Annotated in this window: 25 protein-coding genes; 8 read left to right on the top strand and 17 right to left on the bottom strand. The window is 61.4% G+C overall.

The features are described 5' to 3' along the window. Positions 1-102: 102 nt before the first annotated feature. Complete coding sequence (locus AC0J5Z_RS18120) at positions 103-555, bottom strand: nucleoside deaminase (protein ID WP_475035072.1); 453 nt, start codon at positions 553-555, stop codon at positions 103-105. A gap of 98 nt (positions 556-653) precedes the next feature. Here AC0J5Z_RS18120 and AC0J5Z_RS18125 point away from each other — a divergent pair, with 98 nt between their 5' ends. Beyond that, entirely contained in the window at positions 654-4,250 is a 3,597-nt protein-coding gene (locus AC0J5Z_RS18125) for a TM0106 family RecB-like putative nuclease (RefSeq protein WP_475035074.1), read from the top strand. Here AC0J5Z_RS18125 and AC0J5Z_RS18130 read toward each other — a convergent pair. From AC0J5Z_RS18130 to AC0J5Z_RS18195, 14 genes are all read right to left on the bottom strand, one after another. Next, complete coding sequence (locus AC0J5Z_RS18130) at positions 4,247-5,032, bottom strand: triose-phosphate isomerase family protein (protein WP_475035076.1); 786 nt, start codon at positions 5,030-5,032, stop codon at positions 4,247-4,249. The genes AC0J5Z_RS18125 and AC0J5Z_RS18130 overlap by 4 nt on opposite strands. A gap of 3 nt (positions 5,033-5,035) precedes the next feature. Further along, the gene (locus AC0J5Z_RS18135; protein WP_475035078.1) at positions 5,036-6,385 is read right to left on the bottom strand and encodes an MFS transporter; all 1,350 of its coding nucleotides are present in this window, start codon (positions 6,383-6,385) and stop codon (positions 5,036-5,038) included. 147 nt (positions 6,386-6,532) lie between these two features. After that, a complete protein-coding gene (locus tag AC0J5Z_RS18140) occupies positions 6,533-7,297 on the bottom strand; it encodes an SDR family NAD(P)-dependent oxidoreductase (RefSeq protein ID WP_475035080.1) in 765 nt (254 codons plus the stop codon). Positions 7,298-7,316: 19 nt separating this feature from the next. Further along, positions 7,317-8,306, bottom strand: coding sequence for a 3-hydroxyacyl-CoA dehydrogenase family protein (locus AC0J5Z_RS18145; RefSeq protein ID WP_475035082.1), 990 nt, complete (start codon positions 8,304-8,306; stop codon positions 7,317-7,319). Positions 8,307-8,308: 2 nt separating this feature from the next. Next, on the bottom strand, positions 8,309-8,791 hold the full coding sequence (locus tag AC0J5Z_RS18150) for a ribose-5-phosphate isomerase (RefSeq protein ID WP_475035084.1): 483 nt from the start codon (positions 8,789-8,791) through the stop codon (positions 8,309-8,311). A 2-nt stretch (positions 8,792-8,793) separates the two neighbouring features. Further along, on the bottom strand, positions 8,794-10,542 hold the full coding sequence (dhaL, locus tag AC0J5Z_RS18155) for a dihydroxyacetone kinase subunit DhaL (protein ID WP_475035086.1): 1,749 nt from the start codon (positions 10,540-10,542) through the stop codon (positions 8,794-8,796). Positions 10,543-10,545: 3 nt separating this feature from the next. Continuing rightward, entirely contained in the window at positions 10,546-11,547 is a 1,002-nt protein-coding gene (locus AC0J5Z_RS18160; RefSeq protein ID WP_475035088.1) for a sugar phosphate isomerase/epimerase family protein, read from the bottom strand. A 179-nt stretch (positions 11,548-11,726) separates the two neighbouring features. Then, entirely contained in the window at positions 11,727-12,425 is a 699-nt protein-coding gene (locus AC0J5Z_RS18165) for a GntR family transcriptional regulator (RefSeq protein ID WP_475035090.1), read from the bottom strand. 165 nt (positions 12,426-12,590) lie between these two features. After that, positions 12,591-13,661 carry an alkene reductase gene (locus AC0J5Z_RS18170; RefSeq protein ID WP_475035092.1) on the bottom strand — a complete coding sequence of 357 codons (1,071 nt, stop codon included), beginning with the start codon at positions 13,659-13,661 and terminating at the stop codon, positions 12,591-12,593. 107 nt (positions 13,662-13,768) lie between these two features. Continuing rightward, positions 13,769-14,392: an SIS domain-containing protein gene (locus AC0J5Z_RS18175; protein WP_475035094.1), complete on the bottom strand. Its 624-nt coding sequence runs from the start codon at positions 14,390-14,392 to the stop codon at positions 13,769-13,771. Between the two features lie 26 nt (positions 14,393-14,418). Next, a complete protein-coding gene (locus AC0J5Z_RS18180) occupies positions 14,419-14,964 on the bottom strand; it encodes a hypothetical protein (RefSeq protein ID WP_475035097.1) in 546 nt (181 codons plus the stop codon). Positions 14,965-15,227: 263 nt separating this feature from the next. Further along, entirely contained in the window at positions 15,228-15,431 is a 204-nt protein-coding gene (locus AC0J5Z_RS18185) for a hypothetical protein (RefSeq protein ID WP_475035101.1), read from the bottom strand. A gap of 285 nt (positions 15,432-15,716) precedes the next feature. Next, complete coding sequence (locus tag AC0J5Z_RS18190) at positions 15,717-16,487, bottom strand: dienelactone hydrolase family protein (protein ID WP_475035103.1); 771 nt, start codon at positions 16,485-16,487, stop codon at positions 15,717-15,719. Positions 16,488-16,761: 274 nt separating this feature from the next. Next, the gene (locus AC0J5Z_RS18195) at positions 16,762-17,337 is read right to left on the bottom strand and encodes a recombinase family protein (RefSeq protein ID WP_475035105.1); all 576 of its coding nucleotides are present in this window, start codon (positions 17,335-17,337) and stop codon (positions 16,762-16,764) included. A gap of 78 nt (positions 17,338-17,415) precedes the next feature. Here AC0J5Z_RS18195 and AC0J5Z_RS18200 point away from each other — a divergent pair, with 78 nt between their 5' ends. The 7 genes from AC0J5Z_RS18200 to AC0J5Z_RS18230 all read left to right on the top strand — a co-directional run bounded on the left by AC0J5Z_RS18200 (position 17,416) and on the right by AC0J5Z_RS18230 (position 21,676). Further along, positions 17,416-18,042 carry a GNAT family N-acetyltransferase gene (locus tag AC0J5Z_RS18200; RefSeq protein ID WP_475035107.1) on the top strand — a complete coding sequence of 209 codons (627 nt, stop codon included), beginning with the start codon at positions 17,416-17,418 and terminating at the stop codon, positions 18,040-18,042. Positions 18,043-18,093: 51 nt separating this feature from the next. Further along, positions 18,094-18,555, top strand: coding sequence for a GNAT family N-acetyltransferase (locus AC0J5Z_RS18205; RefSeq protein WP_475035109.1), 462 nt, complete (start codon positions 18,094-18,096; stop codon positions 18,553-18,555). A gap of 101 nt (positions 18,556-18,656) precedes the next feature. Continuing rightward, positions 18,657-19,043 (top strand): YunG family protein, encoded by a 387-nt coding sequence (locus AC0J5Z_RS18210; RefSeq protein WP_475035111.1) that lies wholly within the window; start codon positions 18,657-18,659, stop codon positions 19,041-19,043. Positions 19,044-19,499: 456 nt separating this feature from the next. Beyond that, positions 19,500-19,814 carry a PASTA domain-containing protein gene (locus AC0J5Z_RS18215; RefSeq protein ID WP_475035113.1) on the top strand — a complete coding sequence of 105 codons (315 nt, stop codon included), beginning with the start codon at positions 19,500-19,502 and terminating at the stop codon, positions 19,812-19,814. A gap of 101 nt (positions 19,815-19,915) precedes the next feature. Further along, positions 19,916-20,689, top strand: a complete 774-nt coding sequence (locus AC0J5Z_RS18220; RefSeq protein ID WP_475035115.1) for an SAM-dependent methyltransferase — start codon at positions 19,916-19,918, stop codon at positions 20,687-20,689. 116 nt (positions 20,690-20,805) lie between these two features. Next, positions 20,806-21,141: a hypothetical protein gene (locus AC0J5Z_RS18225; RefSeq protein WP_475035117.1), complete on the top strand. Its 336-nt coding sequence runs from the start codon at positions 20,806-20,808 to the stop codon at positions 21,139-21,141. A gap of 112 nt (positions 21,142-21,253) precedes the next feature. After that, positions 21,254-21,676 carry a hypothetical protein gene (locus tag AC0J5Z_RS18230; protein ID WP_475035119.1) on the top strand — a complete coding sequence of 141 codons (423 nt, stop codon included), beginning with the start codon at positions 21,254-21,256 and terminating at the stop codon, positions 21,674-21,676. 157 nt (positions 21,677-21,833) lie between these two features. Here AC0J5Z_RS18230 and AC0J5Z_RS18235 read toward each other — a convergent pair whose 3' ends face one another. After that, on the bottom strand, positions 21,834-22,241 hold the full coding sequence (locus AC0J5Z_RS18235; RefSeq protein WP_475035121.1) for a hypothetical protein: 408 nt from the start codon (positions 22,239-22,241) through the stop codon (positions 21,834-21,836). Positions 22,242-23,808: 1,567 nt separating this feature from the next. Beyond that, a complete protein-coding gene (locus tag AC0J5Z_RS18240) occupies positions 23,809-24,570 on the bottom strand; it encodes a tyrosine-protein phosphatase (RefSeq protein ID WP_475035123.1) in 762 nt (253 codons plus the stop codon). Positions 24,571-25,021 lie beyond the last annotated feature (451 nt).

Here is a 25,021-nt window from a genome sequence, read left to right on the forward strand (position 1 = left end):
CGCGGGGCCTCTCGGCACCGACGCCGATGATGCCAGCCTACGCTCGGCGGGTATCCGTGGCTAGGCGATCCGGTACCCTTTCGAGTGTCCACTTTGCGGCAGTTATTCGGCGATATCCTCAGCCCATAATTCGGGGTATTCCTCCTGGAAAGTGCGCATCATGTCCACACACCGGCGGTCGCCCAGGACCACGACGTCCACGCCGCGTGAACGCAGGAGGTCGAATTCACCCGGGAACGTTTCGGCCTCGCCTACCACCACTCGAGGGATCTTGAACTGGATGATGGTTCCCGTGCACATCGCACAGGGTGCCAAGGTGGTGTAGAGCGTGGTGTCGCGGTAGCTCTTTTGGCGGCCGGCGGCCCTCAGCGCGGACATCTCCCCGTGCGCGATCGGGTCGCCGTGCTGAACGCGTTCGTTGTGGCCGCTGGCAATGACTTCCCCTCCACGGGCCAATGCGGCTCCGATGGGGATGCCGCCCTCGCTGAGGCTCTTTTGTGCGGCTTGGTAGGCGGCTTCGAACGCGGGGTCCAGGGTGGGGTCTGTTTCAGTCATGGGTGCAGTCTAAAGTGGCTGCGCTCTATATTGTCAGGGCCCGCTGATAGCTTGGCTGCAAGGGTTTATTCACGGCATCGAAAGGCAGGTGGGTCGCTTTGTTCTTTCTCGATCCTCAGATCGCGGGCGCCCCGCAGGACCTGGTGTTCTCGGCCAGCGACCTCGTTATCGCTGCCACCTGCGAGTATCAGTTGCTCCGGAAACTCGATGAAAAACTGGGACGCACGCCTAAGCCGGACTTCGCAACGGATGCCATGCTGGAGCGTACCGCCAAGCTGGGCGACGTCCACGAGCACCGGGTCCTGGATGAGTTCGTGGCTGAGTTTGGGCTGTGGGATGCGGCCACAGGAAAAGGCGTTTACGACGTCGTCCCCGCCACAGCGATGGACCGCGCCACCCTTTCTGCCAAGCATGCGGAATCCGTCGACGCCCTGCGCTCCGGCGCGGATGTCGTGTTCCAAGCTGCCTTCTTCGACGGCCAATTTCATGGTCGCTCCGACTTCCTGGTCAAACGCCCTGGCGGGCAGTATGCCGTGTTCGACACCAAGCTCGCAAGGCATGCCAAGGTCACAGCCCTGCTGCAGCTGGCTGCCTATGGCGATCAGCTGATGCAGGCGGGGATCACGCCTGATCCAACGGTCACGCTGGTCCTCGGCAACCGGGTCCACAGCGACCACCCGCTTTCGCAGATCCTCCCTGTGTTTAAGGAACGCAGGGAACGCTTCCTCGGCATGACCGAGTCGCATGTTGCTGAAGCTGGGTCTGTGGAGTGGGGTGACTCCCGGTATTCCGCGTGTGGCCGCTGTGATTACTGCGCTGAGCAAGTACAACTTCATCGGGATCTCCTCATGGTGGCGGGCATGCGGATCACTCGCCGCAAGAAGCTGATCGAGGCCGGGGTCACCACTATTGACGAACTGGCAGCCCTCCCCGAAGCGGGTGACCCCACGCTGCTGCGGCTCCGGGAGCAGGCCCGGCTACAGACCGGAACAGGTACGCCGGATGGCACGGTCAAGTACACGGACAAGTCCGGAGAAGCCAAAGCCATCAGGTACAACGTGCTGCCGGACAACACGTTGGGCAGGCTGCCCGCCCCGGATCCAGGAGACATCTTCTTCGACTTCGAAGGTGATCCACTATGGCAGGATCCAGTTACGGAAAAGTGGGGGTTGGAGTACCTGTTCGGGGTCATCGAAAACCCTGTGGAACCCGGTGCCAAACCGGTGTTCAGACCCTTCTGGGCGCACTCCCGGGCTGAAGAAGGCACGGCGTTTGTAAACTTCCTGGACTACGTGGCCAAGCGCCGCGCCACGTATCCCGGCATGCACATCTACCACTACGCCGCCTACGAGAAGACTGCGCTGCGCCACCTGTCGTTGACGCATGTGGTGGGCGAAACCGCCGTCGACGACCTCCTGCGCCAGGGAGTCCTGGTGGACCTCTACGACACTGTCCGCCACAGCATCCGGGTCTCAGAGAACTCGTACAGCATCAAGAAACTCGAGCCGCTCTACATGGGGCAGCACCTGCGCTCGGGTGACGTGACCGACGCCGGCGCTTCTGTTGTTGCCTACGCGGACTACTGCACGGCCAGGGATACCGGGCACTCCGACGAAGCGGCCGTGATCCTCGAGGGCATCAGGGACTACAACGAGTACGACTGTCTCTCGACGCTGGAACTGCGCAACTGGCTCCTCGCCCTCGCCGCGGAACGTTCCATCGTGCCGGGCGGCGTGGCTGAGGACAAGGCAATTTCGACTGCTGAAGAGGTTCCGGCGAAGTACGAGGCGGCGCCCGAAGAAGCCGCCTTGATGGACTATTTGGCCGGCTTGCCTGAGGAGAAACGAGGCTCAGCCGACGCCCGAGCCGTGGGAATTGTTGCGGCTGGGGTCGGGTACCACCGTCGCGAAGACAAACAGCATTGGTGGGGGCACTTCGACCGTCTGGAAAAGCCGGTCTCGCAATGGGAGGACGGCCGTGACATTTTCACGGTGGAACGTGCCGCGGTGCTGCAGGACTGGGCGAAACCCACTCCGCGTAAGAATCCGGTGCGGATCTCGACACTCACTGGCCGATCCGGGGACGGCTCAGGCTTGGAGCCGGGCAAGACGTACTTCCGCATGTACAGCCCTCCCCTGCCGGAGGCCTTGGTGGAGAAGGAATCGTCAGTACTTGGCCGCGCTGGTTGGGGCGGCACTGAGGTGATCGAGGTCGGAGAAACCGACGACGCCGAAACGGTCACCATCTCCGAGCGACTCCCCCGCGGCGCCGCCGAGTACACCGAACTGCCGATGGCTCTAACCCCGGATAGTCCCATCTCCACTGATGGCCAGCGGGCTGCCCTCGCGGCATTGGCCACAAAGCTCAGCGCCTCACTGCCATCGTGGCCTCGGGACTGTTCCTTGGATCTGGTGCGCAGACGGCCTCCGGAGCTTCGCTCACTGCCGTTTTTACCTCCCGTAGGACCCGGGCCGAACGGCTACATTGATGCCATCACTGACGCAGTAAAGGACTTGGACAACTCTTACCTTGCCGTCCAGGGACCTCCAGGCAGCGGCAAGACGTATGTCGGCTCGCACGTCATCGCCCGGCTCGTCGATGCCGGCTGGAAAGTGGGCGTGGTGGCCCAGTCCCACGCCGTGGTGGAGAACATGCTCTGCGCTGCTGTGCAGAAGGCCGGTGTTGATCCGCTGCGGGTGGCCAAGGAGGTCAAGCATGACGAACCCGTGCCGTGGACACAATGCGCCAAAGGAGACGTCGAAGATGTGCTGTCCAAACCGGGCGGTGCCCTCGTTGGCGGCACAGCCTGGACCATGGTAGGCAGTTCGGTACCGGCGGGCTCGTTGGATCTCCTGGTCATCGACGAAGCCGGACAGTTTTCGCTGGCCAACACCATGGCTGTGAGCCGTGCTGCCAAGCGGCTTCTGCTCCTCGGGGATCCACAGCAACTGCCGCAGGTTACCCAAGGCAAGCACCCTGAACCAGTGGATGAATCAGCACTCGGCTGGCTCTCAGATGGGTACAACACCCTGCCACCTGAACTCGGCTACTTTTTGGCCCTCTCATGGCGCATGCATCCAGAGCTCTGCAGCGCAGTTTCCGAGCTTTCCTACGACAACCGACTTGAGGCAGCCCCTGCGGCCAAGGAACGACACTTGGACGGTGTTGCCCCGGGCATTTCTTGCGTCTACGTTCCGCATACCGGTAACTCAACGTCCTCACCCGAGGAAGCGGCGGAGGTGGTCCGGCAGGTCCAGGCCCACCTCGGCCTGACTTGGCTCGACCCCTCGCAGTCCACCGAATCACAGTCCACCGAATCACAGACCGCCGAAAGCCGGCCCTTGGAGGAGACCGACATCCTCGTGGTTGCCGCGTACAACGCCCAGGTCCAGCTGATCAAGCACCATCTTCGGAGCGCCGGATTGAGCAAGGCGCGTGTGGGAACCGTGGACAAGTTCCAAGGCCAGGAAGCTCCGGTAGTCATCGTTTCCATGGCCGCGTCGGCAGCTGGAGAAGTCCCGCGCGGCATGGAATTCCTGCTGTCCCGCAACCGGATCAATGTGGCGGTATCCCGCGGTCAGTGGCGTGCCGTCGTGGTGCGTTCACCCGAACTGACCAACTACCTGCCAACGCATCCCGAGGGTCTCGAGAACCTCGGCGGCTTCGTGGCCCTGTGCCAGCGTGGGGTCGGCTAGCTTCGGTTGGCGCTCACGAGGGCTTCGTCGAGGACACGTCCGAAGTTGGTGGCGTCGTGCGCGAAGCGGCCGAGGAACAGCCCGGAAACCCCGTCCAACTGCGGCAACAGCCCCGGTTTGGCCGAGCCCCCGTACATGATGGGAATCCCGGCCAGTCCGTGCTGCCCCAGCGATCCCCGCAGGGCAGCAACCACGCGGGAAACATACCCGGCCGACGCTGGCTCAGGAGCACCAATCGCCCACACAGGTTCATACGCAATGAGCAGCTGGGCGGCAACAGCCCAGTCGCCGGACACTGCTGCCTTTACCTGCCGGTAAACCGTGTCTGCCGCTGCAACCGGGGCCAAGGTCTCTGATTCCCCGACGCACAGCAATGGCGTCACACCAGCGTCGACGGCGGCACGAACCTTGAGCGCCACCACGCCTTCGTCCTCGGCGAAGTACCGACGCCGTTCGGCGTGGCCGATCTCCACTAGCCCAACGCCGAGTTCCCCCAGCATCGACGGTGAAACCTCCCCGGTCCACGGCCCGTCGGCCCAGCTACAGTTTTGCGCCCCCAGCACCAACTGCGAGCCCTCCACCAACCTCGCGGCCTCGGGCAACACCGGAAAAGACGGGATCACGAACGGGACCACCCGCCCGGCCGCGAGGGCCGGACGGGCGTCCACTTCAGCTACAAGCTGCTCCAACCATGCCAGGCTGTGCGCGTAGCCCATATACATCTTGGTGCTGACCCCCACGAACATAGTGTTCAGGCCTGCGTCAGGAGCAGGCAGCTTCACGGTCTACTTCTCCAACAGTTCGTCGGCCTTGTTGCTGAAACGCCTGGTACCGAACATCAGCAGCGCTGCCACGAAGGGCAGTACACCCAGGGCGTAGACGCCCATGGTGCCGGTGTCCGAAGCGGTGACCTGGTTGACTGTCGTGCGCAGGATCGGGGCGACGAACCCACCCAGGTTGCCCAGCGAGTTGATCAACCCGATACCCGCAGCGGCGGCAGTGCCGGTAAGGAACGCCGTCGGGTATGACCAGCAAATGGGTCCAGTCGACAGGAAGCTGCACACCGCGAGGGTGATGAAGATGATGCCGAGCGCGGGGAGCTGGTTGGCACCGGCCCACGCGGACCCGAAGATGCAGAGGCCCGTGGAGATGAACAAAGCCGTGCCCCAGCGGCGACGACGAGCCACCGTATTGGCTGCCTTTCCGATGAAGTAGCAGGCGAAGATGCCAAAGAACCACGGGATCGCTGCCAGGAGTCCGACGGCGATACCCACCTTTTGGCCGGTTAGTTGCGCCACCTGCTGCGGCAGGTAGAACGTCACGCCATATACCGCTACCTGCAGGCAGAAGTAGATGACAGTGAAGTACCAGACACGGCTGTTCCGCATGGAAGCCAGGACTCCGCGGGGGCCGGTTTCTTCCTTCACGGTGTCCTCGAGCGCCATGACATCGGACAGGGCCCGTTTCTCCTCCTTGGTGAGGAACTTGGCGTCCTGAGGGCTGTTGATGAGGAAGAAGTAAGCTGCGATGCCGGCCACGACGGCGAGCATGCCTTCGACGAAGAACATGACCTGCCAGCCTGCGACGCCGGGAACCTGGTCGCCGATGTTGATCAGCCAGCCGGACAGCGGCGCACCCATCATCTGGGAGAACGGCTGGGCAAGGTAGAAGATGGCGAACATCTTCACGCGGACCTTGTTGGGGAACCATGCCGCCAGGAACATGATGACGCCGGGGAACAGGCCGGCCTCGGTGACGCCAAGCAGGAACCGCAGGATGATGAAGGACGTCTCACCCTGAACGAAAGCGAAGCACGCCGAAACGATGCCCCACGTAATGGCGATGCGGGCGAGCCACACCTTGGCACCAAATTTGGTGAGAAGCAGGTTGCTGGGAATCTCGAACAGCGCGTAGCCGATGAAAAAGATACCGGCGCCCAGCGCGTAAGCACCTGCGGTAATACCCTTATCCACTTCCAGGGCGGCTTCGGCGAAACCAACGTTGGTACGGTCAAGGAAGGCCACCACGTACAGGATGACGAGCATTGGCATGAGCCGCCGCGACGCTTTGGAAATCGCCGACTTCAAGACCGGCGTATCCAGCAACTCCTTAGTGGAATTGGTGGCAACAGACATTGAAACTCCTCTTTGAGTGACAGGAAATGACTAGTGCAGTGCGATCAGCGCGGGAAGAAAATGAGCACCATGCCCACTGCGCAGGCGAGGACGCCCACGGCAAGGTAGATCTTGCGTTCTCGTGTCCAGGTCTTCATGGCACGGGCCCTAGTGCATGTACAGTCCGCCATCGACATTCAGCGTTTGCCCGGAGATGTATCCGGAGTCCTCGCTGATGAGGAAGGCGATGGCGGCTGCGATGTCCCGGGTGGAGCCCACACGGTTCACCACAAGGTCTTTGGTGAGCTCATCCTTGCGTTCCTGGCTCAGCGTTCCGCCCATGATGTCGGTGTCGATGGGGCCGGGAGAGATGGCGTTGACGGTGATGTCGTACTCGCCAAGTTCACGGGCGGTAGCGCGGGTCAAGCCGATGACGCCTGCCTTGGCCACGGAGTACGGCGTCTTGGAGAACGTGCCGCCGCCGCGCTGGGCGGAGACCGATGAGATGTTCACAATGCGACCGATCCGGTTCTTGACCATGGACTCGGCAACACGGCGGGTGGCGTAGTGGACGCCGTTGAGGTTGATGTTCAGCACGCGGTCCCACTCAGCGGGTTCGAGCTCCAGGTAGCCGACAGGCGAGCTGACACCGGCAACGTTGGCCAGCGCAACGATCTGCGGCAGTTCGGCCTCTAGTTCGTCGATGGCCGCACGGACTTCGGTTTCACTGGCGACGTTTGCGCCAACGCCGTGAGCCTGCACGCCGTACTCTGCGGCGATTTCCTTGGCTGCGATCTTGCAGGCGGCGTCATCAAGATCGATGATGCCGATGTTCCAGCCTTGGGCAGCAAGGTAGTTGACGGTGGCGCGGCCGATGCCGCGTTCGGAAACGGCGCCGGTGACGATGGCTGTGCGTTCAGCGGGGAAAGTCATGTGTTTTCTCCTGAAAGAGTTAGTTGATGGGGGCCGGGCCGAGCTCTTCAATGAGCTTCTGCATTGCGACGTAGGCCTTGTTGCGGTAGGCGATGAGTTCCGGAGTGCGCTCGGCGGGGACGTTGAGGAAGCCTGCGCCGGTTTTGGTGCCGAGCTTGCCTGCTTCCACGAGGTCCGAGAGGATCTTCGGCGTCGCGAAGCGTTCCGGGAAACCCGTTTGCAGTGACTTGTAACAGAAGTTGTACACGTCCAGACCGGCCATATCGGCGATGGCGAACGGACCAAAGAAGGGCAAGCGGAAGCCGAACGTCGTACGCACCAGGGTGTCGACGTCGTCCGCTGTTGCGATTCCCTGCTCCACCAGCTGCGCTGCCTCGTGGAACAGCGCGTACTGCAGGCGGTTCAACACGAAACCGGTGACATCCTTGACGACGGCGGTCTGCTTGCCTGCGGCATGGACCAGCGCGCGCGATGCAGCCACCGTCGCGGCAGAAGTTTCAGCGTGAGGGATGATCTCAACGCCGGGGATGAACGGCGACGGGTTGGAAAAGTGCACGCCCAGGAAGCGCTCCGGATTGGTCACGGCCTCGGCCAGGGCGGCGATGGAGATGGTTGAGGTATTTGAACCGATCACGGCATCCGGTCGGGCTGCGGCGCTGATCCGGGCCAAGGACTGATGCTTGATCGCCAGTACCTCGGGAACGCACTCCTCGATGAAGTCCGCCTCCGATACAGCTTCCTCAATGTCCTTGGCGGCCCACAGGTTCTGCTTGAGGATCTCGGTGGAGCCTTCAGGGAAAAGCCCATCCGCAACGAACTGGTCCGACTCCACCAGCAAGCGATCGAAGTTCTTCTGCGCTACCTCCGCGGAAACATCGGCAAGCGCAACACGCGCGCCACCGAGCGCCAGCACCTGGGCGATGCCGCCGCCCATGTAGCCGGAACCCACGACGGCGATCTTCCGGGCTGCGTTGTTCGCTATGGCTTCGGTTGTTTCAGAAATGGTCATGATCAGACTGCCTTCGTGTAGTCGGGCTCGTAGGAGCAGATGGCGTCCACCTTGGCGGCGGAGGATGAGGTTTGGTCGAAGCGGTGGTCGAGCCACTCCCCTACAAGCTTTTTGGCCAGTTCCAAGCCAATCACCCGCTGGCCGAGCGTCAGGACTTGGGCATTGTTGCTCAGCACGGATCGCTCAACTGAGTAGCTGTCGTGGGCTGTGACGGCGCGAATTCCGGGGACTTTGTTGGCTGCGATGGCCACTCCGAGTCCGGTGCCGCAAATCAAGAGTGCCCGGTCTGCTTCGCCAGCAGCGATTTTGCGGGCTGCATCAACGGCTACGTGCGGGTAGGCGGTGGAGTCATTGAATCCGACGCCGACATCCGTCACCGAGGCCACGCGCGGGTCTGCTTCCAGCAAGGCAACGAGTGCCTGCTTGTACTCGACACCCGCCTCATCGTTGCCGACGACGATGCGCCAACCTTGGGTGTTGCTCATATTCAGGCTCCGTTTCCGGCCGCTGCCGCTGAAGAAGCGGTGGCCAGTTGTGAATCGATGAAGTGGGAAATCCTGGCGGCGATCAAGCCAAAGGACACTGCGCCGGGATCCGGATGTCCGAGGCTCTTTTCGGCGAGGGGACGCGCCCTGCCCTTGAGCGGCCGGAGTTCAGCTGTCTTCGCGGCAGCGGACTCAGCTGCCGCCGCGGCAACTGCCAAGGCCCGGTCAACGGGAGTCCCGCCGTCGAGCTCTGTGAGGAAGGTGTCCCGGAAGGGCAGTAGCGCGTCCACCATGGTTTTGTCCCCGGGATCGGCTTTGCCGAGTTCGGTAATCGCGCGGACGAAGGCCTTCACAACGGCCGCCGCGTCCTCCGAGGTGTACGTTTCACGGTTGCCTAGCGACAGCCCGGCAGCAATCACTGCGGAACCCCAGAGTGCTCCCGACGTCCCGCCAGCTCGTTCGCTCCATGCTTCCCCGGCTGCTGTCAGGATGCGTGCAACGGAAGAACCCCCAGCAGCATCTCCGGCAGCCGCGGCAGCATCGACGCCGCGGCGCATGCCGATACCGTGGTCACCGTCGCCGGCGATCGCGTCCAGCTTGCCGAGTTCCTCCTCATGCTCGACGACGACGTCACGCACTTGGGCGAGAATCGCCACTGCCTGCCGCCCGAGTTCAGCGGCAGCAGGGGTGGGCTGTTCGACGTCGGCGGTCTCGGCGTCGTCGATTGCTGCCTCAGTGCGAGGTGCTCGAGGCGACATGCTGCCCTTGCGAAACGCCGGAGTGTCGGCCGGGGCAGCCCAGTACTGCTCAAGTTCATCGTCCAACCACAGCAGTGTCAGGGAGAGTCCGGACATGTCCAGGCTGGTCACCAGCTCGCCGCACTCGGGCTCCACCACGGTGAGGCCTGCAGCCGTCAGAAGCTTTTCGACCTTGCCGTACAGCAGGAAGAGTTCGTCATACTTCACCGTGCCAAGACCGTTGACGATAGCCACCACGCGGTCCCCCGCGTCCTCCGGCTTGTCCGCGAGCAGCTTGGTGACCAGGAGCTCCGCCAACTCGGAGGCAGTGGGCATGGGGTGCTCGGAGATTCCGGGCTCGCCGTGAATTCCCAGGCCCAGCGACATCTGTCCGGCAGGAACGTGGAACAGCGGATCCTTGGCGCCGGGAAGCGTGCAGCCATCGAAGGCCACCCCCAGCGACCGCGTCCGGTAATTGGTCTTGATGGCCAAACGCTCGACGTCGTCAAGGTTCAGTCCCGCTTCCGCAGCGGCGCCTGCAATCTTGAAGACCGTGAGGTCCCCTGCAATACCGCGGCGCTTCTCGAGCTGCTCGATGGGCGCGCTGGCAATGTCATCGGTGACGGTAACGGTGCGGGTTTCGATGCCCTCGGCGTTGAGCCGCAGTTGGGCTTGGCCGAAGTGCAGGACGTCGCCGGCGTAGTTGCCGTAGCTGAGCAGGACACCACCGCCGGCGTTGGCCGCCTTGGCTACGCGGTAAACCTGGCCGGCAGCCGGTGAGGCGAACATGTTGCCGCACGCAGAGCCCGTCGCAAGCCCGGGTCCAACCAAGCCAGCGAAAGCCGGGTAGTGCCCCGAGCCGCCGCCTACCACCAGGGCTACCTGACCGGATGGGACTTCTGTGGAGCGGACCACGCCACCGTCTACTCTGGCAACATGACCACGGTTGGCGGCCACGAAACCGTCCAGCGCTTCATCGGCAAAGTCTGCCGGGTTGTCGAAAATTTGGGTCATTTCCTAGACTCCTGCGAGCTGGGTTGCCGCTACCTGGCGTCCCTGGGCTACTTGGCTCTTGCCGAGTTCATAGCCGTCGGTCTTCGGGAGGACGTGCCTGCGGAGGTAGTCCTGGTTGCTGGCCGTGACGCTCAGGCCGTCACCGCCGTAGTGCTCGGTGCAGAGGATGCCTTGGAAGCCGACGGACAACGCGACTTTGAAGGCTTCGCGGTAGTTAATGAGCCCGCTTTCCATGGGGGCCGGCATGGTGATGTAGCTGTCGCGGGCCACGTCTTCGTCGCGGATGTAGTTCTTCATGTGCCAGTAGTTGGAGTACGGGAGAGTCTTGGCCACCATCTCGCGCCAGTCCTCGATGGGCCGGTGCAGGCGAATGAGGTTGCCAAGGTCCGGGTTCAGGCCAACGTTGTCCAAGTCGATGTCCTGGACCAGCTGAACGGAAGAGTCGGCGGTGCCCAAATAGGTGTCCTCGTACATTTCCAAGGAGATGAGGATGCCGGCATCTGCTGCGTGCTTGCCGAGTTCACGGATACGGGAGACGGCGTTGCCCCACGCTTCCTTGTCACCCACCGGATCCTTGTAACCTTCCACGGTCCAGAACCACAGCTGCTTCTGCTGCTCCGGGGTGATGGCTTGGTGGAGCCCGAAGGACACGACTTCGCAGCCGAGTTCCGCAGCGGCGTCGATGGTGCGGTGGCTGTAGGCGAGGTTGGCGGACCAATCCGTGGCGTGGATGACGCTGCGGCGGATGGCGGAGATGACTGGTACGCCAATGCCCACTTCATCAGCGGTCTGCTTGAACTCGGCGAGCCGCTCCTTGCTTAGGTCGCCCGGGCGAACCCAGCTGTCGGTGAGGTCCGCGTTTACGAAACCTGCTTCTTTCACTTCCTGGAGGACGGAGGCCCAAACGGAAGCATCGGCGTCGTTGATCTGGTTCCCCGCAGCGTCGGTGCCCGGGAACTGCAGGAGGGCGGCGGTGATGGGCCAATTCTCGGCGGTATACGCCATGATGATCACTCCTTCGTGGAATCCTGTTTCCTATAGGATTTACGAACCACGCAAAGCTGTCAACCCTTTTCGCGAAACTTCCTAGATCCTATATGTCTTACATATGCATGTGAAGAGGGTCACGATACGCAAAAGAAGGCCCGCCGGCAACAGCCAGCGAGCCCTTGCCTGCCCGTAAGCTAGTCCTCCGGTGCGTCCGCCATCGCTCGGCCGCGCACCTTCTCGACGTGATCCACCATCATTGCCGCGGCCTTCTCAGGGTCTCCGCTGATCAGGGCGTCGAGCACGGCCTGGTGTTCGGCAATCGCTTGCTCGGCGTCAGTGATACCCACTCCCCCGAACAATCGGAAGCGTTGGATCTGGCCACCCAGTGTGTTGTAGGCCGCGAGCAGGAATTGGTTGTTGGCCTGGGCGGCGATGAGTTGGTGGAAGCGTTCATCTGCTTCGAGGTAGCTGCGGTACTCCGCAAACGACCCGCCCCTGGGAGCAGTCTTCAAATCCTCCACAGCTTGCTTCAGCGCGTCCAAGCCGTCGGGTGTCATCCGTGAACAGGCCAATCGAGCGTTGACCGGCTCTATGGACAGCCGGGCTTCCATCAGCTCGGCGAAATCTTCCCGGGTGAACACCGGCGCAACCCGATACCCCTTGAGCGCGACTCGGCGCACCATCCCCGTGTGCTCCAAACGCGCCAGCGCTTCCCTGACTGGAGTCGGCGAAACGTCGAGTTCCCGCGCCATCCCGTCGATGCTCACTGCCGCCCCGGGCTCCAGTCGACCATCCATAAGCCACTCGAGGAGGGCTTCGTAGACATGGTCGGCCAGCACTTGGCGACTGACGGGAAAGCCAGCGCGGCCAGCGGACGGAGAAGGATCAGCCATGGCACAAATCCTATAGGAACGCAGTCGTGTGGCCGGGTAAATGCCCTTGTCACATTCCGCGCGCACGCACCCCACCACACGTTAAAACCACGACGTCGGCACCCCTGGAGAGTGCCGACGTCGTGATCTTGCCGAGGTACTTTGCGCTGTTAGTGAGTCACGCGCTTAGTTCGCGTAGAACGGGTAGTCCGTATAACCCTCGGCGCCGTCGGCGTAGAAGGTGGAAGCGTCCGGTTCGTTGAGCGGCAGGCTTTCGCGCCAGCGGCGGGCGAGGTCCGGATTGGCGATGGCGGGGCGACCCACCACCACGGCGTCGGCGAGGCCGTCTTCGATGATCGCGAAGGCTTCGTCGCGGGTAGTGATTTCGCTGAAACCGGTGTTCACCAGGAAGGTTCCGTTGAAGCGCTCGCGCAGATCCTGCACCAGGGCGCTCTTGGGATCGTGGTGCAGGATGCTCAAGTAGGCCAGGTTCAGTGGAGCGATGGTGTCCACCAATACTTCATAGGTTGCGCGGACGTCGGCGGCATCAGTTTCCGCGATGCCTTGAACGTTGTGCTCGGGGGAAATGCGGATACCTACACGGTTGGCGCCGAGCGCCTCGACCACTGCGTTGACGGTCTCGATCACGAAGCGGGCACGGTTCTCAGGGGAGCCGCCGTAGCTGTCCGTGCGTACGTTCGAGTTCGGTGCCAGGAACTCGTGCAGCAGGTAACCATTGGCGGAGTGGAGTTCGACGCCGTCGAATCCTGCCTCGATCGCGTTCGTCGCGGCTGTAACGATCTCCTGGATAACTCCCGGCAGCTCGTCAGTGCGGAGTTCGCGGGGTACAGGGTACGCCTGCTTGCCCTTGGGGGTGCGGACTTCACCGTCGATGGCGACGGCGCTTGGGCCAACGATCTCGTGGCCACCCGTGATGTCCGAGTGTGAGACGCGGCCGCCGTGCATGATCTGGGCGAACATCCGGCCGCCCTCAGCGTGAACAGCGTCGGTGACCGTCTTCCAGCCTGCGATCTGTTCTTCGGTGACAATTCCCGGCTGCCCTGCATACGACTGGCCAGCCGGCGTCGGGTAGGTTCCTTCGCTGACGATCAAGCCGAGGGAGGCCCGCTGGCGGTAATGCTCGGCGATCAATGAACCAGGTACGCCATTGTCGCCCGCGCGGAGGCGCGTCAAAGGCGCCATTACCAGTCGGTTGGAAAGTTCAAGCTCGCCGAGGGCCAGAGGGGAAAACAGCATGCGCAGTTCCTTTCAGAATGAATCAGGTTCATCCTGCGCAACTGCACGGCGTCTGCAACTATTCCGGAAGAGGCACAGATCACATGTCCACGTCCGCAAGTGAGGAATTACTCCGGCTTGATGTGCTTCAGAGCGTCCTCGAAGCACTCGCAAAGTGCCAGAACCGCTACAAGGTGTGCTTCCTCGGCATGTGGCGGATCGGTGTCGATGCATATGGCTTCGTTCACCGACTGGGCGAGGTCCTTGGACTCCTTGCCAGTCAGTGCCCATACACGTGCGCCTCGTGACTTAGCAGCGGCGGCAGCCTCTCGGAGTTCGTCGGTGATGCCTTTCGCAGCGAGCAGGACCACGATATCCCCCCGGCGCACCTGATTTGTTACCTGGGCGCTCATGCTTTCGCTGGAGTCGTCAGGACCGGCCGCGCCCTTGGTGATGGAGATGGCTTTGAACCCGGATCCACTCACGGGATCGTGGGCGTTCAATTCGGACGTGAACCTCTGCGCTTCGTGCGAGGATCCGTCGCTGCCTGCGGCGAAAACACTCCCACCACGCAACCTGACACGAGCCAGTTCTTCGCCCCACTCGGCAAGCCTAGAAGATTCCCGGCGCAGGGCTGCGACAGCCGGCCCGATCTCGCCCAAGTGCCCCAAAACCACGTCGACTGCATGCCTGTTGGCCTTCGTCTCAGTGGCGCGCATCGCCTGCCCTGTTCGCCTCACCACGATACTCACACGCTGCCTCCGTTTCTCCGCTGAACCTATAGGTTCCTGTCTCCATCGCGTGTTGAGCCCTCACGCCCGCTGCGGTCCCGGAGGCGCTCTCCCTCGGCGACATTGGAGCGATCATGGTCTCCGTCGCCTGAGTGGGCTGCGTCGTTCATGCGGTCCGTGTCGGCCCGACGGTCCGTGTCGGCCCGACGGTCCGTGTCGGCCGGACGGTCCCGGTTGCGGTCCGCAGCATTCGACCTGTCCGGATTCGCATTCGGATCAAGTTTGTCTGCATGGCGAAGGTGTTCCTCGACCCGCCCGTGTGCTTCGTTGGCCTTCTCGGCGTGGCGTTCAGCGTCCTTACGGAGTCGATCCGCCTCAACTTCGGCCTGCAGAGCGTTGGCCTCCGCCTGTGCTGATTCAGCCTTGGCCTGGTGGGCGCCGATGGCTTCTTCAGCCGCCTTCTCACGCAATTCCTCGGCGCGGTGGCGGTTAACCTCTGCCTTTTTGCGGCGCCCAAAAACAACTGCGACAATCACAGCGGCAATGACGACGACGGCCAACACGATGATAAGTACCAGTTGTCCTGTATCCATGTGGATTACCTCCCTGATGAGCGGGCTTTTGTGGGCGCCGCTCGTGGCCCACGCTGTGCTTGCTACCTGAGGTGTACCCCGATCAGTCCAGCTCGAAACGATTCCGGACTCTCAGGCGGGCAGCTCCATCCTGAAGCCACGCCGGCATTGGATGAGGCGGGTCTTCAGGTACACATCTACACCCCTTACTCGCGGATGAGTTCACAGCCAGCTCCACCGCAGCGAGGTCCCGGCTCGAGTCGTATAACTGGTACTTACTCGTTTCAGCTTCCGGTCGCCTCGGGGTGCTCCCTGGCGCGCTTTTCTTCCGGGGTCTCGCCGCTTTCGTCCGGGATGAAGGTGGGGTCCAGTTCGGTGGTGAAGTCGCCCGTGCCCGCGCCCCCGTTGTCACGCTCGACGGCGGGAGGCACCTCAGGTTCCGAGGCTTCGGTGCGCGTCACTTCAGGGTCGCTCGGTTCTTTGCTCATAGCTTCAATCTAAGCCCGCCCCTTGGTGGTGTCGAGGCTGGGCAACCTTGTGCGCCGGTGCTCAGCCAGCGTCGAAGACGTCCCCGGCCCTTCCATTCAGGAACCAACGGATGCGATTGTCCGGATCACGTCCACAGCCATTGCGGCTCCGACCTCCACCTTTACGAAGTACTGGGCCTTCAATATCTCCTGCGGTCGTTGCTAAAGACACCATTTAACGTGCTGGAACATCTGTGACCGGGCCCAAACCAATCTAGGGAGAGGCAGGTGGGGTCACCAGCTCACTCAGGCAGGAACGATGGAGTTCCCGACGGTCTCTTCGAGCAGGTCGAGCACTGCCCGCCACGCTCTGGCCGTGTGTGCAGGGTGGTAGCCCACTCCGGGCACGGTCGCTTCGACGTGGGTGGTCCCACCAGTGGGCGACCCGTCAGGGTTTGTCGGCTGGGCCCAGAAGGCGTGCTTGGCTCCGCCGTAAATGTTCACGCGCCAGTCGACCCCGGCCTCCTCGAGCGCGCGGGTAAATGTCAGGACGTGGTCGGGGCTGCAGATCGGGTCTTCGGAACCTGTACACAGGAGGATAGGACCGATCACGCTGGACCAGTCCTCGGGGCGGGCTGCTGGAAGGCCGGGATGGATTGCTGCAACGGCCTTGAACGGCACCCCGGCGCTGGCAAGTTCCAGCACGATACTGCCTCCGGCGCCGTAGCCGAGTGCAGCGAGTCGGTCGGGGTCGGCACCGGGCACCGCGAGCAGCACATTGATTGCGGCTCGGCCGATAGCTTGCATCCGGCCTGCATCTGCAATCAGCGGCATGACCCGGGCCAGCATCGCTGTTGGATTACCGGAGAATAGCTGACCACCGTGGTAGTCCATTGCCAGGGCTATATAGCCCTGCTCGGCCAAGGCCTCGGCGCGGCGGCGTTGATAGTCGTGGAGGCCGATCCCGTCGTGTCCGATAAGCACGGCCGGCCAGGGGCCGTCGCCCTGCGGTCGCGCGAGGTGGCCGGCCATTGTCAGACCGTCAGCTTCGTACGTGACTTCGCGCGTTGCAATCATTTAGCCACGCTATCGAGCGTTCGCTGTCTCCTAACTGGTGTTCGCTGCGGGCCGACTCTTTCGTACTCGGCCTTCGAACCTTCTGGAGCATCAGCTCGTCCTAACACTCGACGAGATTAAAGGCGGGCTGACCCGGAAAGCAGTCCACGTACCGAACTCCTTTCACTGTGCTGCCATGTCATTTTCAGAAGTCGTCTGCACCACACACCCCGCCAAATTGCGGTCTTTTCACAGCGCAAATAGGCACTTTTAGCAGGCGGGCGCCGCACCAATTTCAGATTATGCGCCTTTGGAGCTCGCGGTACACAGTCGTCCGTGACACCCGGAACAGCTCGGCCAGTTCGGCCTGCGTATGCTCGCCAGCGTCATGCAGCGTCAGAAGGTGCTTCCGCTGCGTCTTGGACAATTTTGGCTGCTTGCCTTTCAGCCGCCCCTTCGCTTTTGCGACCGCCATGCCCTCGCGGGTGCGCATCCGGATCAGATCCGCCTCAAACTCGGCCACCATTCCCAGGACGTTGAACAGCAGCCGGCCTACCGGGTCAGTTGGGTCGTGGGTGCTTCCACCGAGACTCAGAACAACCCCCTTGGCCGTCAGCTCATCGGCAATGTCCCTGGCATCAGAAAGAGAGCGCGCCAGCCGGTCGAGCTTGGTCACCACGAGCGTATCGCCGGCACGGCACGCCGCCATCGCTTCACGGAGCCCAGGGCGCACCCGATTCGCTCCCGTGAGTCCGTGGTCAACGAAGATCTGTTTCTCGTCCACACCCAGAGCAAGGAGGGCATTTCGCTGCGCAGTGAGGTCTTGGTCGTTCGTCGAGACCCGGGCATAACCGATCTTCCTTCCCGTCATAGAAAACATGCTTGCAGTAATCCCCCGTCATCGTGCATTTTCATCGTGCCGGTCTTACGTACATGTCCCAAGCCAGCAATGGCGTGGAACGTGGCGACAGGCTTTGACAGCACGGTGATCGACCGGCTTACGGGCGGCCTTGAGTGCCGTTTCAGGGATTGCGTGTACGTTGTGCCCATGGTCGAACTTCGGGCATTCACCGATGCGGATATAAAAGCGCATAACGCTGGTGAGGACGACGAGACGGTTCGTTGGCTCTCCGGGAGAGCTGGGACCGTCGATTCAACCCGCCGCCACTTTGCGATGCTGGCTGGGAATGCGAGCCGCGGGACAGGTAAGCGCGGATTCGCGATATGGCTTGATGACCAGTTGGCTGGATACATCGATTTCGACCCCGAGATGAACGACCTGCCTGCCGCCGGCGATGTGAATATCTCCTACGCCGTTCATCCTTGGGCACGCCGTCGATCTGTCGCGACGACTGCTGTCCTTCTAGTCTGCCGCTACATCGCGGACAACGACATTGGTGACCGGGCAATCATCCGCGCTGACCCGCAGAACACTGCATCAATCGGTGTAGCGGAACGCTGCGGCTTCCGCTATATCGCCGACATCGCTCCGATGACCGACCGGAGTCCGGACGGCTCGCCCGTCGTTTACCTGACCTACGCTCTCGATCTTCGCGACAAGACAGACGCCCTGTAAGCGACCGGCCAACGGGCCGCCGCTGAATGACGTCTGTGATGTACTCGGTGCATGCCCGTCGTAGAGATCGAACGCCGTCAGGACCCCGCCGCCGTAGATCGGATCCTGCGCTCTCTACCTGATTGGTTCGCCATTGAAGAAGCCGTCGTCAACTATGTCGAGAGCGCGTCGCAGCGGGACTCATTCCTCGCTACTACCGACGGCGAGGTGGTCGGTGTTGCCTTGGTGAACCGTCATTTCCCTGAATCCGCGGAACTGAGCTTGATCGCCGTGCAGGCAAATCACCACGGCAACGGAGTCGGCTCGGCCCTGGTCAACGCGGTCGCGACGTCGCTCATTGATGAGGGCTGCCGACTGCTTCAAGTCCATACTGTGGGTCCATCATTCGAGGACGACGCCTACGCGAAGAGCAGGGCTTTCTACCGTCGAGCCGGGTTCCTACCGCTACAAGAGTTTGAACGCATCGACTGGGATGGTCCCTCGCTGGTCATGGTGAAGCCACTCGCCAAATAGTCAGCCCGGTCAGGGATGCTTTAGCGGACCCTCACCATGCTCAGCGTAGAATCCGGCGGCAGCCTTTAGTGTTCAGTGGCTGACCTAGATATGCTGTCACCATGGCCCACACGTTGCTCGAGCTCGAACGTGCATTCCGCTCGTCCTGGAGCGAGGATACGACGTGCCTCGACGCCAAGAGTCTCATGAAGTGGCGCTCGGACAATGCAGCGCATGGCCAATGCGGACCCACAGCTCTCGTTGTTCAAGACCTACTCGGCGGTGATTTGCTCATCGCAGACGTCAGTGGTGGCAACGAGGACGACGAAGTCCACTACTGGAACCGATTCCCCGGGGGCCTCGAGATCGACCTGACGCGAGAACAATTCAAGAATTACCGCGTCATCGGAGAACCTCGTGTCGTCGTCCGGCCGGCAGAAGGTCCCCGAGCGTACGCCAGGGAGTATCAACTGCTTCGCGCGAGGGTGTTTTCCGCGCTCAACCCTTGACCAGCACTCTTCGTTACGTCCGGTAGATGATCCTTTACCGTGCACCCATCACTGTCGCCTGAGATCAACCCTTTTAGGCCAGACTTTCCAGTGTTGAAAGAACTAGAGGACGAACGTCTGATGCCTCGGAGTAAGGCACACCGCTTCCAGGCGAATACAGCGAAAGAACGTACAGCAACTCTTCCGTCCGGTCGTCGCCGAGATACTCGTCGATAAGAACTCCTTCCAACGCCTGTGCAGCCCGCATGGACTCGTCGCCGCAAAGGAACCGATCGGCTGATTGCTGGACTTTCTGAAACGCTCATGATGCCGTTACCGTAGCAAGACTTCTGGTCATCTGGCGCTTCCGGCAAAGGGATCCCTTGCCGGGCGCCGCGCCGGCCACCGGCAGTATTCTGTTGGGCAGGAGGTTAGGTTTCACCGTTCTTGCTGATCAGGCTCAAAGGAGATGCAGACATGGTTGAACGTCGCACGGTGACCGTTCCCGATCTTGTTGGGCAGCCTGTGCATATTGTAGAAGAGATGGCGGCGAACATGGGGCTGGGTCTCACAGACGGTAACCTTGATGGGCCGGGGCTCCGTTCGCGTACGTGGCCAGGGCTGTTCTGGGTGACCTCCCAAGATCCGTCCGCCGGGTCGGTCCTTGAGCGGGGGAGCCAAATTAGGATTACGTTCATTCAGGACGGTCAAGCCCGAAGCGACGTGCCGGAGCAGACGGGCGGGCCGACCCCCTCACTAAAGAGTCATGCGGAGGCTGAGAAGGACGAGTGAGCGATGTCCGGTAAAGGATCCCTGAACGGGCCCAGGCCGTCCGCAGCACCACAGGTTTAGGGACAAGCAGTCGCTTCTGTGAATCGTGAGAACATCATTGAGTGACCGACGACACTTCGTTTGAACTGCCGCCCCTCTACGAGTCCCTGACTTGGCTTACCCCGCTATCCGAGCAACGTGCTGCACACCTTGTGGCGTTCCTGTCCGACCCGGCGCCGGCCGAGGTTCTGGACATGGGGTGCGGATGGGGTGAACTACTACTTCGGGTTTTGACCTCGGCCCCGCAGGCACGGGGACGCGGAGTGGACAGTGCTTCCGCGTTCATCGACCGAGCGAGGCAACAAGCATTGACTCGTGGGCTGCTCGACAGAGTGACGTTTGATTCGATGCTTGGGCTGGAAGCCCAGGATCGCCGCGGAGACGCTGTCATCTGCATCGGCGCTAGCCAGATCTGGGGGCCGCCGGTAGAGGACGCGCAGCCGCTCGACTACGCCGCAGCCCTGCGCGCCCTTCGAGCTCTGGTGCTTCCCGGCGGCCGACTCGTCTACGGCGAGGCGATCTGGTCAGCAGCACCTCATCCGGCTGCCACGGCCCCTCTGGCTGGACGTGATGACGAGTACCTAACAGAAGATGCGTTACTCGAGCAGATCCGCGCCGCTGGTTTCGAGGTGGTGGACGACGACCAGGCAAGCGTTCAGGAGTGGGACGTGTTCGAGGCCGGGTATCGCGACAGGTTTACCCGATGGCTAGAAGCGCATGACGCCGACCATCCCGCTGCAGAGCAGGTCCGTCGGCAATATGAGGAACAGCGCGCTGCATATGAAGAGGGTTACCGAGGCGTACTCGGCATGGCGTATTTCTGCCTAAGGGGGTAGGAGTCCACTGCGACTCACCGTCATGTGACGCACAGACATGCTGGCGTTCCACCAGGGGATCCGTTAGCGGACGGTGAATTCAGCGCTGGTGGAGCTGACGTCTCTATTGTGAGCACATGACCGAGCTAATGTATGTCCGAGACGTGAAGCTAATCCTCAAACCCATATTTGAGGCGATGCTTAGTGAAACAGAGCTTCGGACCTTGGTGTGGCGAATCGAGAGGGTCACTGATTACCCCAACGAAAAAGAGATTCCCGACGGTGCACTCATTGCGTCGAACGAAGCCTGGGTCCGGTGGAAGGTGCTTGGCGAAGCTGGCGGGTCCGGCAGCCTCCCGCTCGACGACGGCACGAGTGCCCTTATCTCTTTCGTGCAAAGCGATCTTCAAGACTTCATCGCTGAAAGCCAATTCGGGTGGGGCGAACTTCGTGGACCAATCGACCGGCTGTAGCTGACGTCATCTGACTCAGTAAGGGATCCTTCACCGGACAGGGATGAGTTCAGTACCGGCGGTTCCACAATAGAATTTGATTGTCCCGAGAACGACCTGATGAAGGTGCACATTGAACCTTGAGCAATGGCATGACATGCGTACTCTAACCGAGGACGTTCTCGCCAGAGCAGTTGAAGATTGGGTCACCCCCTTCGAAGTAATCTCGGTCTGCCACCGGCGAGGCCTGAATGACCTGGATGATGTTCGGGATCTCGCGCTTGGCCTGATCACGCGCATGATAGCCACGGGCCTGCTCGTGCCGGGTGAAATAGGCGGGCAGACGCACCGTCCGTGGGACTGCTCCCGAGATGAGGCCATCGTCCGCATCGCCGCTGAGTGGACTTCCTTTCCCGATTTGAGCCGGCTTAGGACCGGAGACATAACGTGGCTCGATGCCACACCGGAGGGAGAACGTATCGGGCAGGCGGTTCTCCTTCGGGAACGTTCAGCCTGGCTAGACGCAACAAATGCAACAGACTTAGAAACGCCGTAGCCGGTACTAGATACTGGCTTCCTTGACCGCGGCGGCACTTCGCCGAGGTGCCGGACGAAACCGCAGCCGAAGCGCACAATCACCGGCCCCAAGGACGGCGTCCGTGGCCGTTCTTTCACGGATGATCCTAAATGAAGTCAAACAAATCGAAACTCATTTAGTCCTGCTTTGCCAGCACGTAGTGCTCATCCAGGATGTCCGGGAATCCCACATAGAAAAGAAGCTTGGGTGCCTCGTTGGCATAGCGCTCAATAACCAGACGCACGAGCTGTTTCGTGCCCGGCACCGAGCGGGGCGGCTGAAATTCAAGCTGCACACCCGACTGATTCTGATATCGAGCCCACCCCTCTGGGAGCTCAGCAAGAAACTCCCAGGTACCTGTGTCGGTTATCGGATCCTTGGTGAAATCCTTCTTCGTCATCTGTGCCGCGGGAAAGTTATCAATGCGAACCGTGTTATCTGCCCTTAGCTCGACAGTTGCGGCAAGGACGGAACTGCCTACGGTGCTCTCGTCCGCAGAGTATGACCAGGTACCGATCAACTCATCGCGTTGAGTGTCCTGCATGCGGGTGCAACCTGTAAGAACGAACAAGGACACGACAATTAGGACGCTCACGTGCCCTCGGAGACACGAATTCAATTTCATAAAGTTCTTTCCGTCATGCGGTACATCGAGCTACTACTGCCCTTGATCTCAAACAAGGATCCCCTGACCGCAGTTCGCCCCAGTGTATTTGGTTCGAAAACAAGGAAGGCCAGTGGAGGACCGGCTTAAGGGCGTCCAAGCGCCCCGCAGGGGGATCCCTTACCGGGATGAGGCCAAGCGGAGGAAGGAAGGCACTGCTCTACCAGTTCTAGAGCTGGGACTCGCGAGCTGGCGCTTGATCGCTGGAGGGGCCGCATTGTCGGATATATCCGCTGGATGCTGGCATCCACATCAGCACGGAACCGGCAAACGTCAAGATCAGGACCGCACCTGCGAGAGGCGTCAGGACGAGATTGAAAACTCCTCCGAGAGCCAAAACAGCCAAGATAGAAAGAACTATCCTCGCGCGGCGTTGACCTCGAAGGAGTCCCAATGCTGCCTGGATTTGAATAACCGTAAATAGAAGGAGGACCAGACCGATAACGAGCACTACAACGGCGCCTGCGTCGCGCGTGACAATCAAGATGACTGGCTGAATGCAAGCTAGGATTGCGGCTGAAAGCCAGAGGTAACTTGATGTTCGAAGCACCTTGGGGAGGCTGCCTGCTGTCCTTTGTGCGACAGGATGGACCATCTTCGAATCCTCAATCTTCAGCAACATGTTGGGGCGGCTAGACCGCAAGGTTTCCAGAGTACAGGCGCATAAGGAGGGATAGTTGAGCCACGCAGAACCGTGCTTCCTCCTCAGTCTTTAGCGGCGATGTCCGTCGGTTCTGTCCAAGTGACGGCGCCAACGTCCAGCAGAGGCAGCCAACTGCTGGAAGCCCCGATAGAGATAGCCGCCCGGTAACGGATCGGCTATCGGGCGCTCTCCTGGGTTTAGCCGGGCGATGACGGGTCGAAGAACGGTAGGTTCGTCGCATGGTCCATAACGTGCATGAGAGAGCAATCGCTGCGTCGGCGGAAGAAGTAGGAATGCTGATCGATTCGCTCGCGAGCAAGAACGATCGTCTCTGGCCACGGAATGAATGGCCGGCGATGCGCTTAGACGGGCCGCTCAGTGTGGGCTCGACTGGAGGGCACGGTCCAGTGCGCTATTTCGTAACCTCATACGAACCAGGACGGCGGGTCGAATTCCAGTTCAGCAGCCCAGCGGGCTTTAACGGACGCCATTCCTTCACCGCAATGAGCCTCGCGGAAAACTCAACGCTGCTCCGGCACGAGCTTGGTATCTCACTGAGCGGAGCAGCGGTATTCACTTGGCCGATATTCTTCCGGCCCCTGCATGATGCGCTCATCAAAGAAGGCTTGGATCGTGCTGAACGGGAGTGCGGCGCTTCACCCCGCCCCCGCTCGCACCGGTCACTGTGGACGAGAATCCTCCGTGCCCCGTTCTCAGCACGGACGGCCCTACGGCGGGACGCCGGGTAAAGGATCCTTCACCGGACACTGCGACTGCTTATTCCATGTAGCAGTAGCTCCAGCTTCAGATCACGGGTCCTGCACGACGGCAGTCGACGCTACCGCGCCAGGAAGCAAGTGCGTTACGGTCTTCGTCATTAAGCCTTGCCGCCACAATGAAATCGTCCAATTCAAAGCCGGCCAACGCATCTCGGGACGCTCCCTCCGTGGTCGTTCCGTGGCGTACACAGAGTTCGTTGAGCTGGGGTTCAGCACTGTTCCGATTGCTGCTAGCAGCTCGTAGATCGCCAAGTCTCACTGTTTCCAGATAATCGTGGACAATGGCCTCCTGCCGGACGCTCACCGCCGAGAGCAGGAGCATGGCAACAATCCCAGTTCTGTCCCTGCCACCCATGCAATGGAAAAGGACACCGCCCGGGGGCGCGTTCAGGATCGACGAAAGAGCTGCGCCTGCGCGTTCTGGCATTGCAGTGAGGTGCGGAAGGAAATAGAGGGCTGTGCCCACCAGACCGTTGTTCCAGTAGCCTGCCCAGAATTCGGTGTTCTCCAAGCCGTCGAGATCGACGTGGACGGTTGTGAGCCACGGAGGTCGCTCCTGGATGTCCATCTCCCGCTCCCGTTGTTGACGCAGGTCGACGACTGTGCGGATCCCGGCGTCGTAGAGGGATTCCCACCCGCCCGGGGTGAGCAAGTCAGCATTTTCACTGCGGAAGAATACCCCACGTGGTGTGAAGGTCCCGTCGGCACGTTTGAGCCCTCCGAGATCGCGGCCATTGATTAGCCCCTCAGCGTGGAGAGTGCGGTCTTCGCCATCGGATATTTCCATTCCCCCAGTAAAGCAAGCCCGGCATACCCGCCCCGGACAGAGGCGCGGACCGCGTGCCGCTAGCCGATCCTTTAGCGGCGGTGCTAATCACCAGTGTCGGCCAACCGTTTCTGCTAGGCGGACGCGTAGGTGTAAGTGAAGTTGATTCGTACTCGCTATTGTCCGATAGGTCCAGATCGCCGCTTATCTCGAACTCGGACCGCAGCTTTTCACCAACAGACTCCCAGGGCGACGGACCGCAGCCACAACGCCAGGGGAACGACTTCGACATCCAACCCAGGACGAAGCGAACCGTGGTGTCAATCTCCTCCGCCAGTGTGAGGAAGGCAGCCAGCTCGGCGAACAGGGACGATGTCGTAGTCGTAGTCAGATAAATGCGAGCCTGAGCGCAGTTCCTTTGTTCGTGGGAAGGGAGTGCTAGCGTTCAAGCAACGCTTCGCGCGATGCGGAA

The organism is Paenarthrobacter sp. TRD_SC_7 (genome assembly GCF_056156245.1).

What these genes read in the sequence shown, in the direction of transcription:
- AC0J5Z_RS18135 (WP_475035078.1), bottom strand. Translation starts at nt 6,385, where the DNA reads ATGTCTGTTGCCACCAATTCCACTAAGGAGTTGCTGGATACGCCGGTC.
- AC0J5Z_RS18240 (WP_475035123.1), bottom strand. Translation starts at nt 24,570, where the DNA reads ATGGAAATATCCGATGGCGAAGACCGCACTCTCCACGCTGAGGGGCTA.
- AC0J5Z_RS18210 (WP_475035111.1), top strand. Translation starts at nt 18,657, where the DNA reads ATGGCCCACACGTTGCTCGAGCTCGAACGTGCATTCCGCTCGTCCTGG.
- AC0J5Z_RS18195 (WP_475035105.1), bottom strand. Translation starts at nt 17,337, where the DNA reads ATGACGGGAAGGAAGATCGGTTATGCCCGGGTCTCGACGAACGACCAA.
- AC0J5Z_RS18205 (WP_475035109.1), top strand. Translation starts at nt 18,094, where the DNA reads ATGCCCGTCGTAGAGATCGAACGCCGTCAGGACCCCGCCGCCGTAGAT.
- AC0J5Z_RS18235 (WP_475035121.1), bottom strand. Translation starts at nt 22,241, where the DNA reads ATGCAGGACACTCAACGCGATGAGTTGATCGGTACCTGGTCATACTCT.
- AC0J5Z_RS18170 (WP_475035092.1), bottom strand. Translation starts at nt 13,661, where the DNA reads ATGCTGTTTTCCCCTCTGGCCCTCGGCGAGCTTGAACTTTCCAACCGA.
- AC0J5Z_RS18215 (WP_475035113.1), top strand. Translation starts at nt 19,500, where the DNA reads ATGGTTGAACGTCGCACGGTGACCGTTCCCGATCTTGTTGGGCAGCCT.
- AC0J5Z_RS18150 (WP_475035084.1), bottom strand. Translation starts at nt 8,791, where the DNA reads ATGAGCAACACCCAAGGTTGGCGCATCGTCGTCGGCAACGATGAGGCG.
- AC0J5Z_RS18120 (WP_475035072.1), bottom strand. Translation starts at nt 555, where the DNA reads ATGACTGAAACAGACCCCACCCTGGACCCCGCGTTCGAAGCCGCCTAC.
- dhaL (WP_475035086.1), bottom strand. Translation starts at nt 10,542, where the DNA reads ATGACCCAAATTTTCGACAACCCGGCAGACTTTGCCGATGAAGCGCTG.
- AC0J5Z_RS18180 (WP_475035097.1), bottom strand. Translation starts at nt 14,964, where the DNA reads ATGGATACAGGACAACTGGTACTTATCATCGTGTTGGCCGTCGTCGTC.
- AC0J5Z_RS18145 (WP_475035082.1), bottom strand. Translation starts at nt 8,306, where the DNA reads ATGACCATTTCTGAAACAACCGAAGCCATAGCGAACAACGCAGCCCGG.
- AC0J5Z_RS18225 (WP_475035117.1), top strand. Translation starts at nt 20,806, where the DNA reads ATGACCGAGCTAATGTATGTCCGAGACGTGAAGCTAATCCTCAAACCC.
- AC0J5Z_RS18190 (WP_475035103.1), bottom strand. Translation starts at nt 16,487, where the DNA reads ATGATTGCAACGCGCGAAGTCACGTACGAAGCTGACGGTCTGACAATG.
- AC0J5Z_RS18200 (WP_475035107.1), top strand. Translation starts at nt 17,416, where the DNA reads ATGGCGTGGAACGTGGCGACAGGCTTTGACAGCACGGTGATCGACCGG.
- AC0J5Z_RS18140 (WP_475035080.1), bottom strand. Translation starts at nt 7,297, where the DNA reads ATGACTTTCCCCGCTGAACGCACAGCCATCGTCACCGGCGCCGTTTCC.
- AC0J5Z_RS18165 (WP_475035090.1), bottom strand. Translation starts at nt 12,425, where the DNA reads ATGGCTGATCCTTCTCCGTCCGCTGGCCGCGCTGGCTTTCCCGTCAGT.
- AC0J5Z_RS18185 (WP_475035101.1), bottom strand. Translation starts at nt 15,431, where the DNA reads ATGAGCAAAGAACCGAGCGACCCTGAAGTGACGCGCACCGAAGCCTCG.
- AC0J5Z_RS18160 (WP_475035088.1), bottom strand. Translation starts at nt 11,547, where the DNA reads ATGGCGTATACCGCCGAGAATTGGCCCATCACCGCCGCCCTCCTGCAG.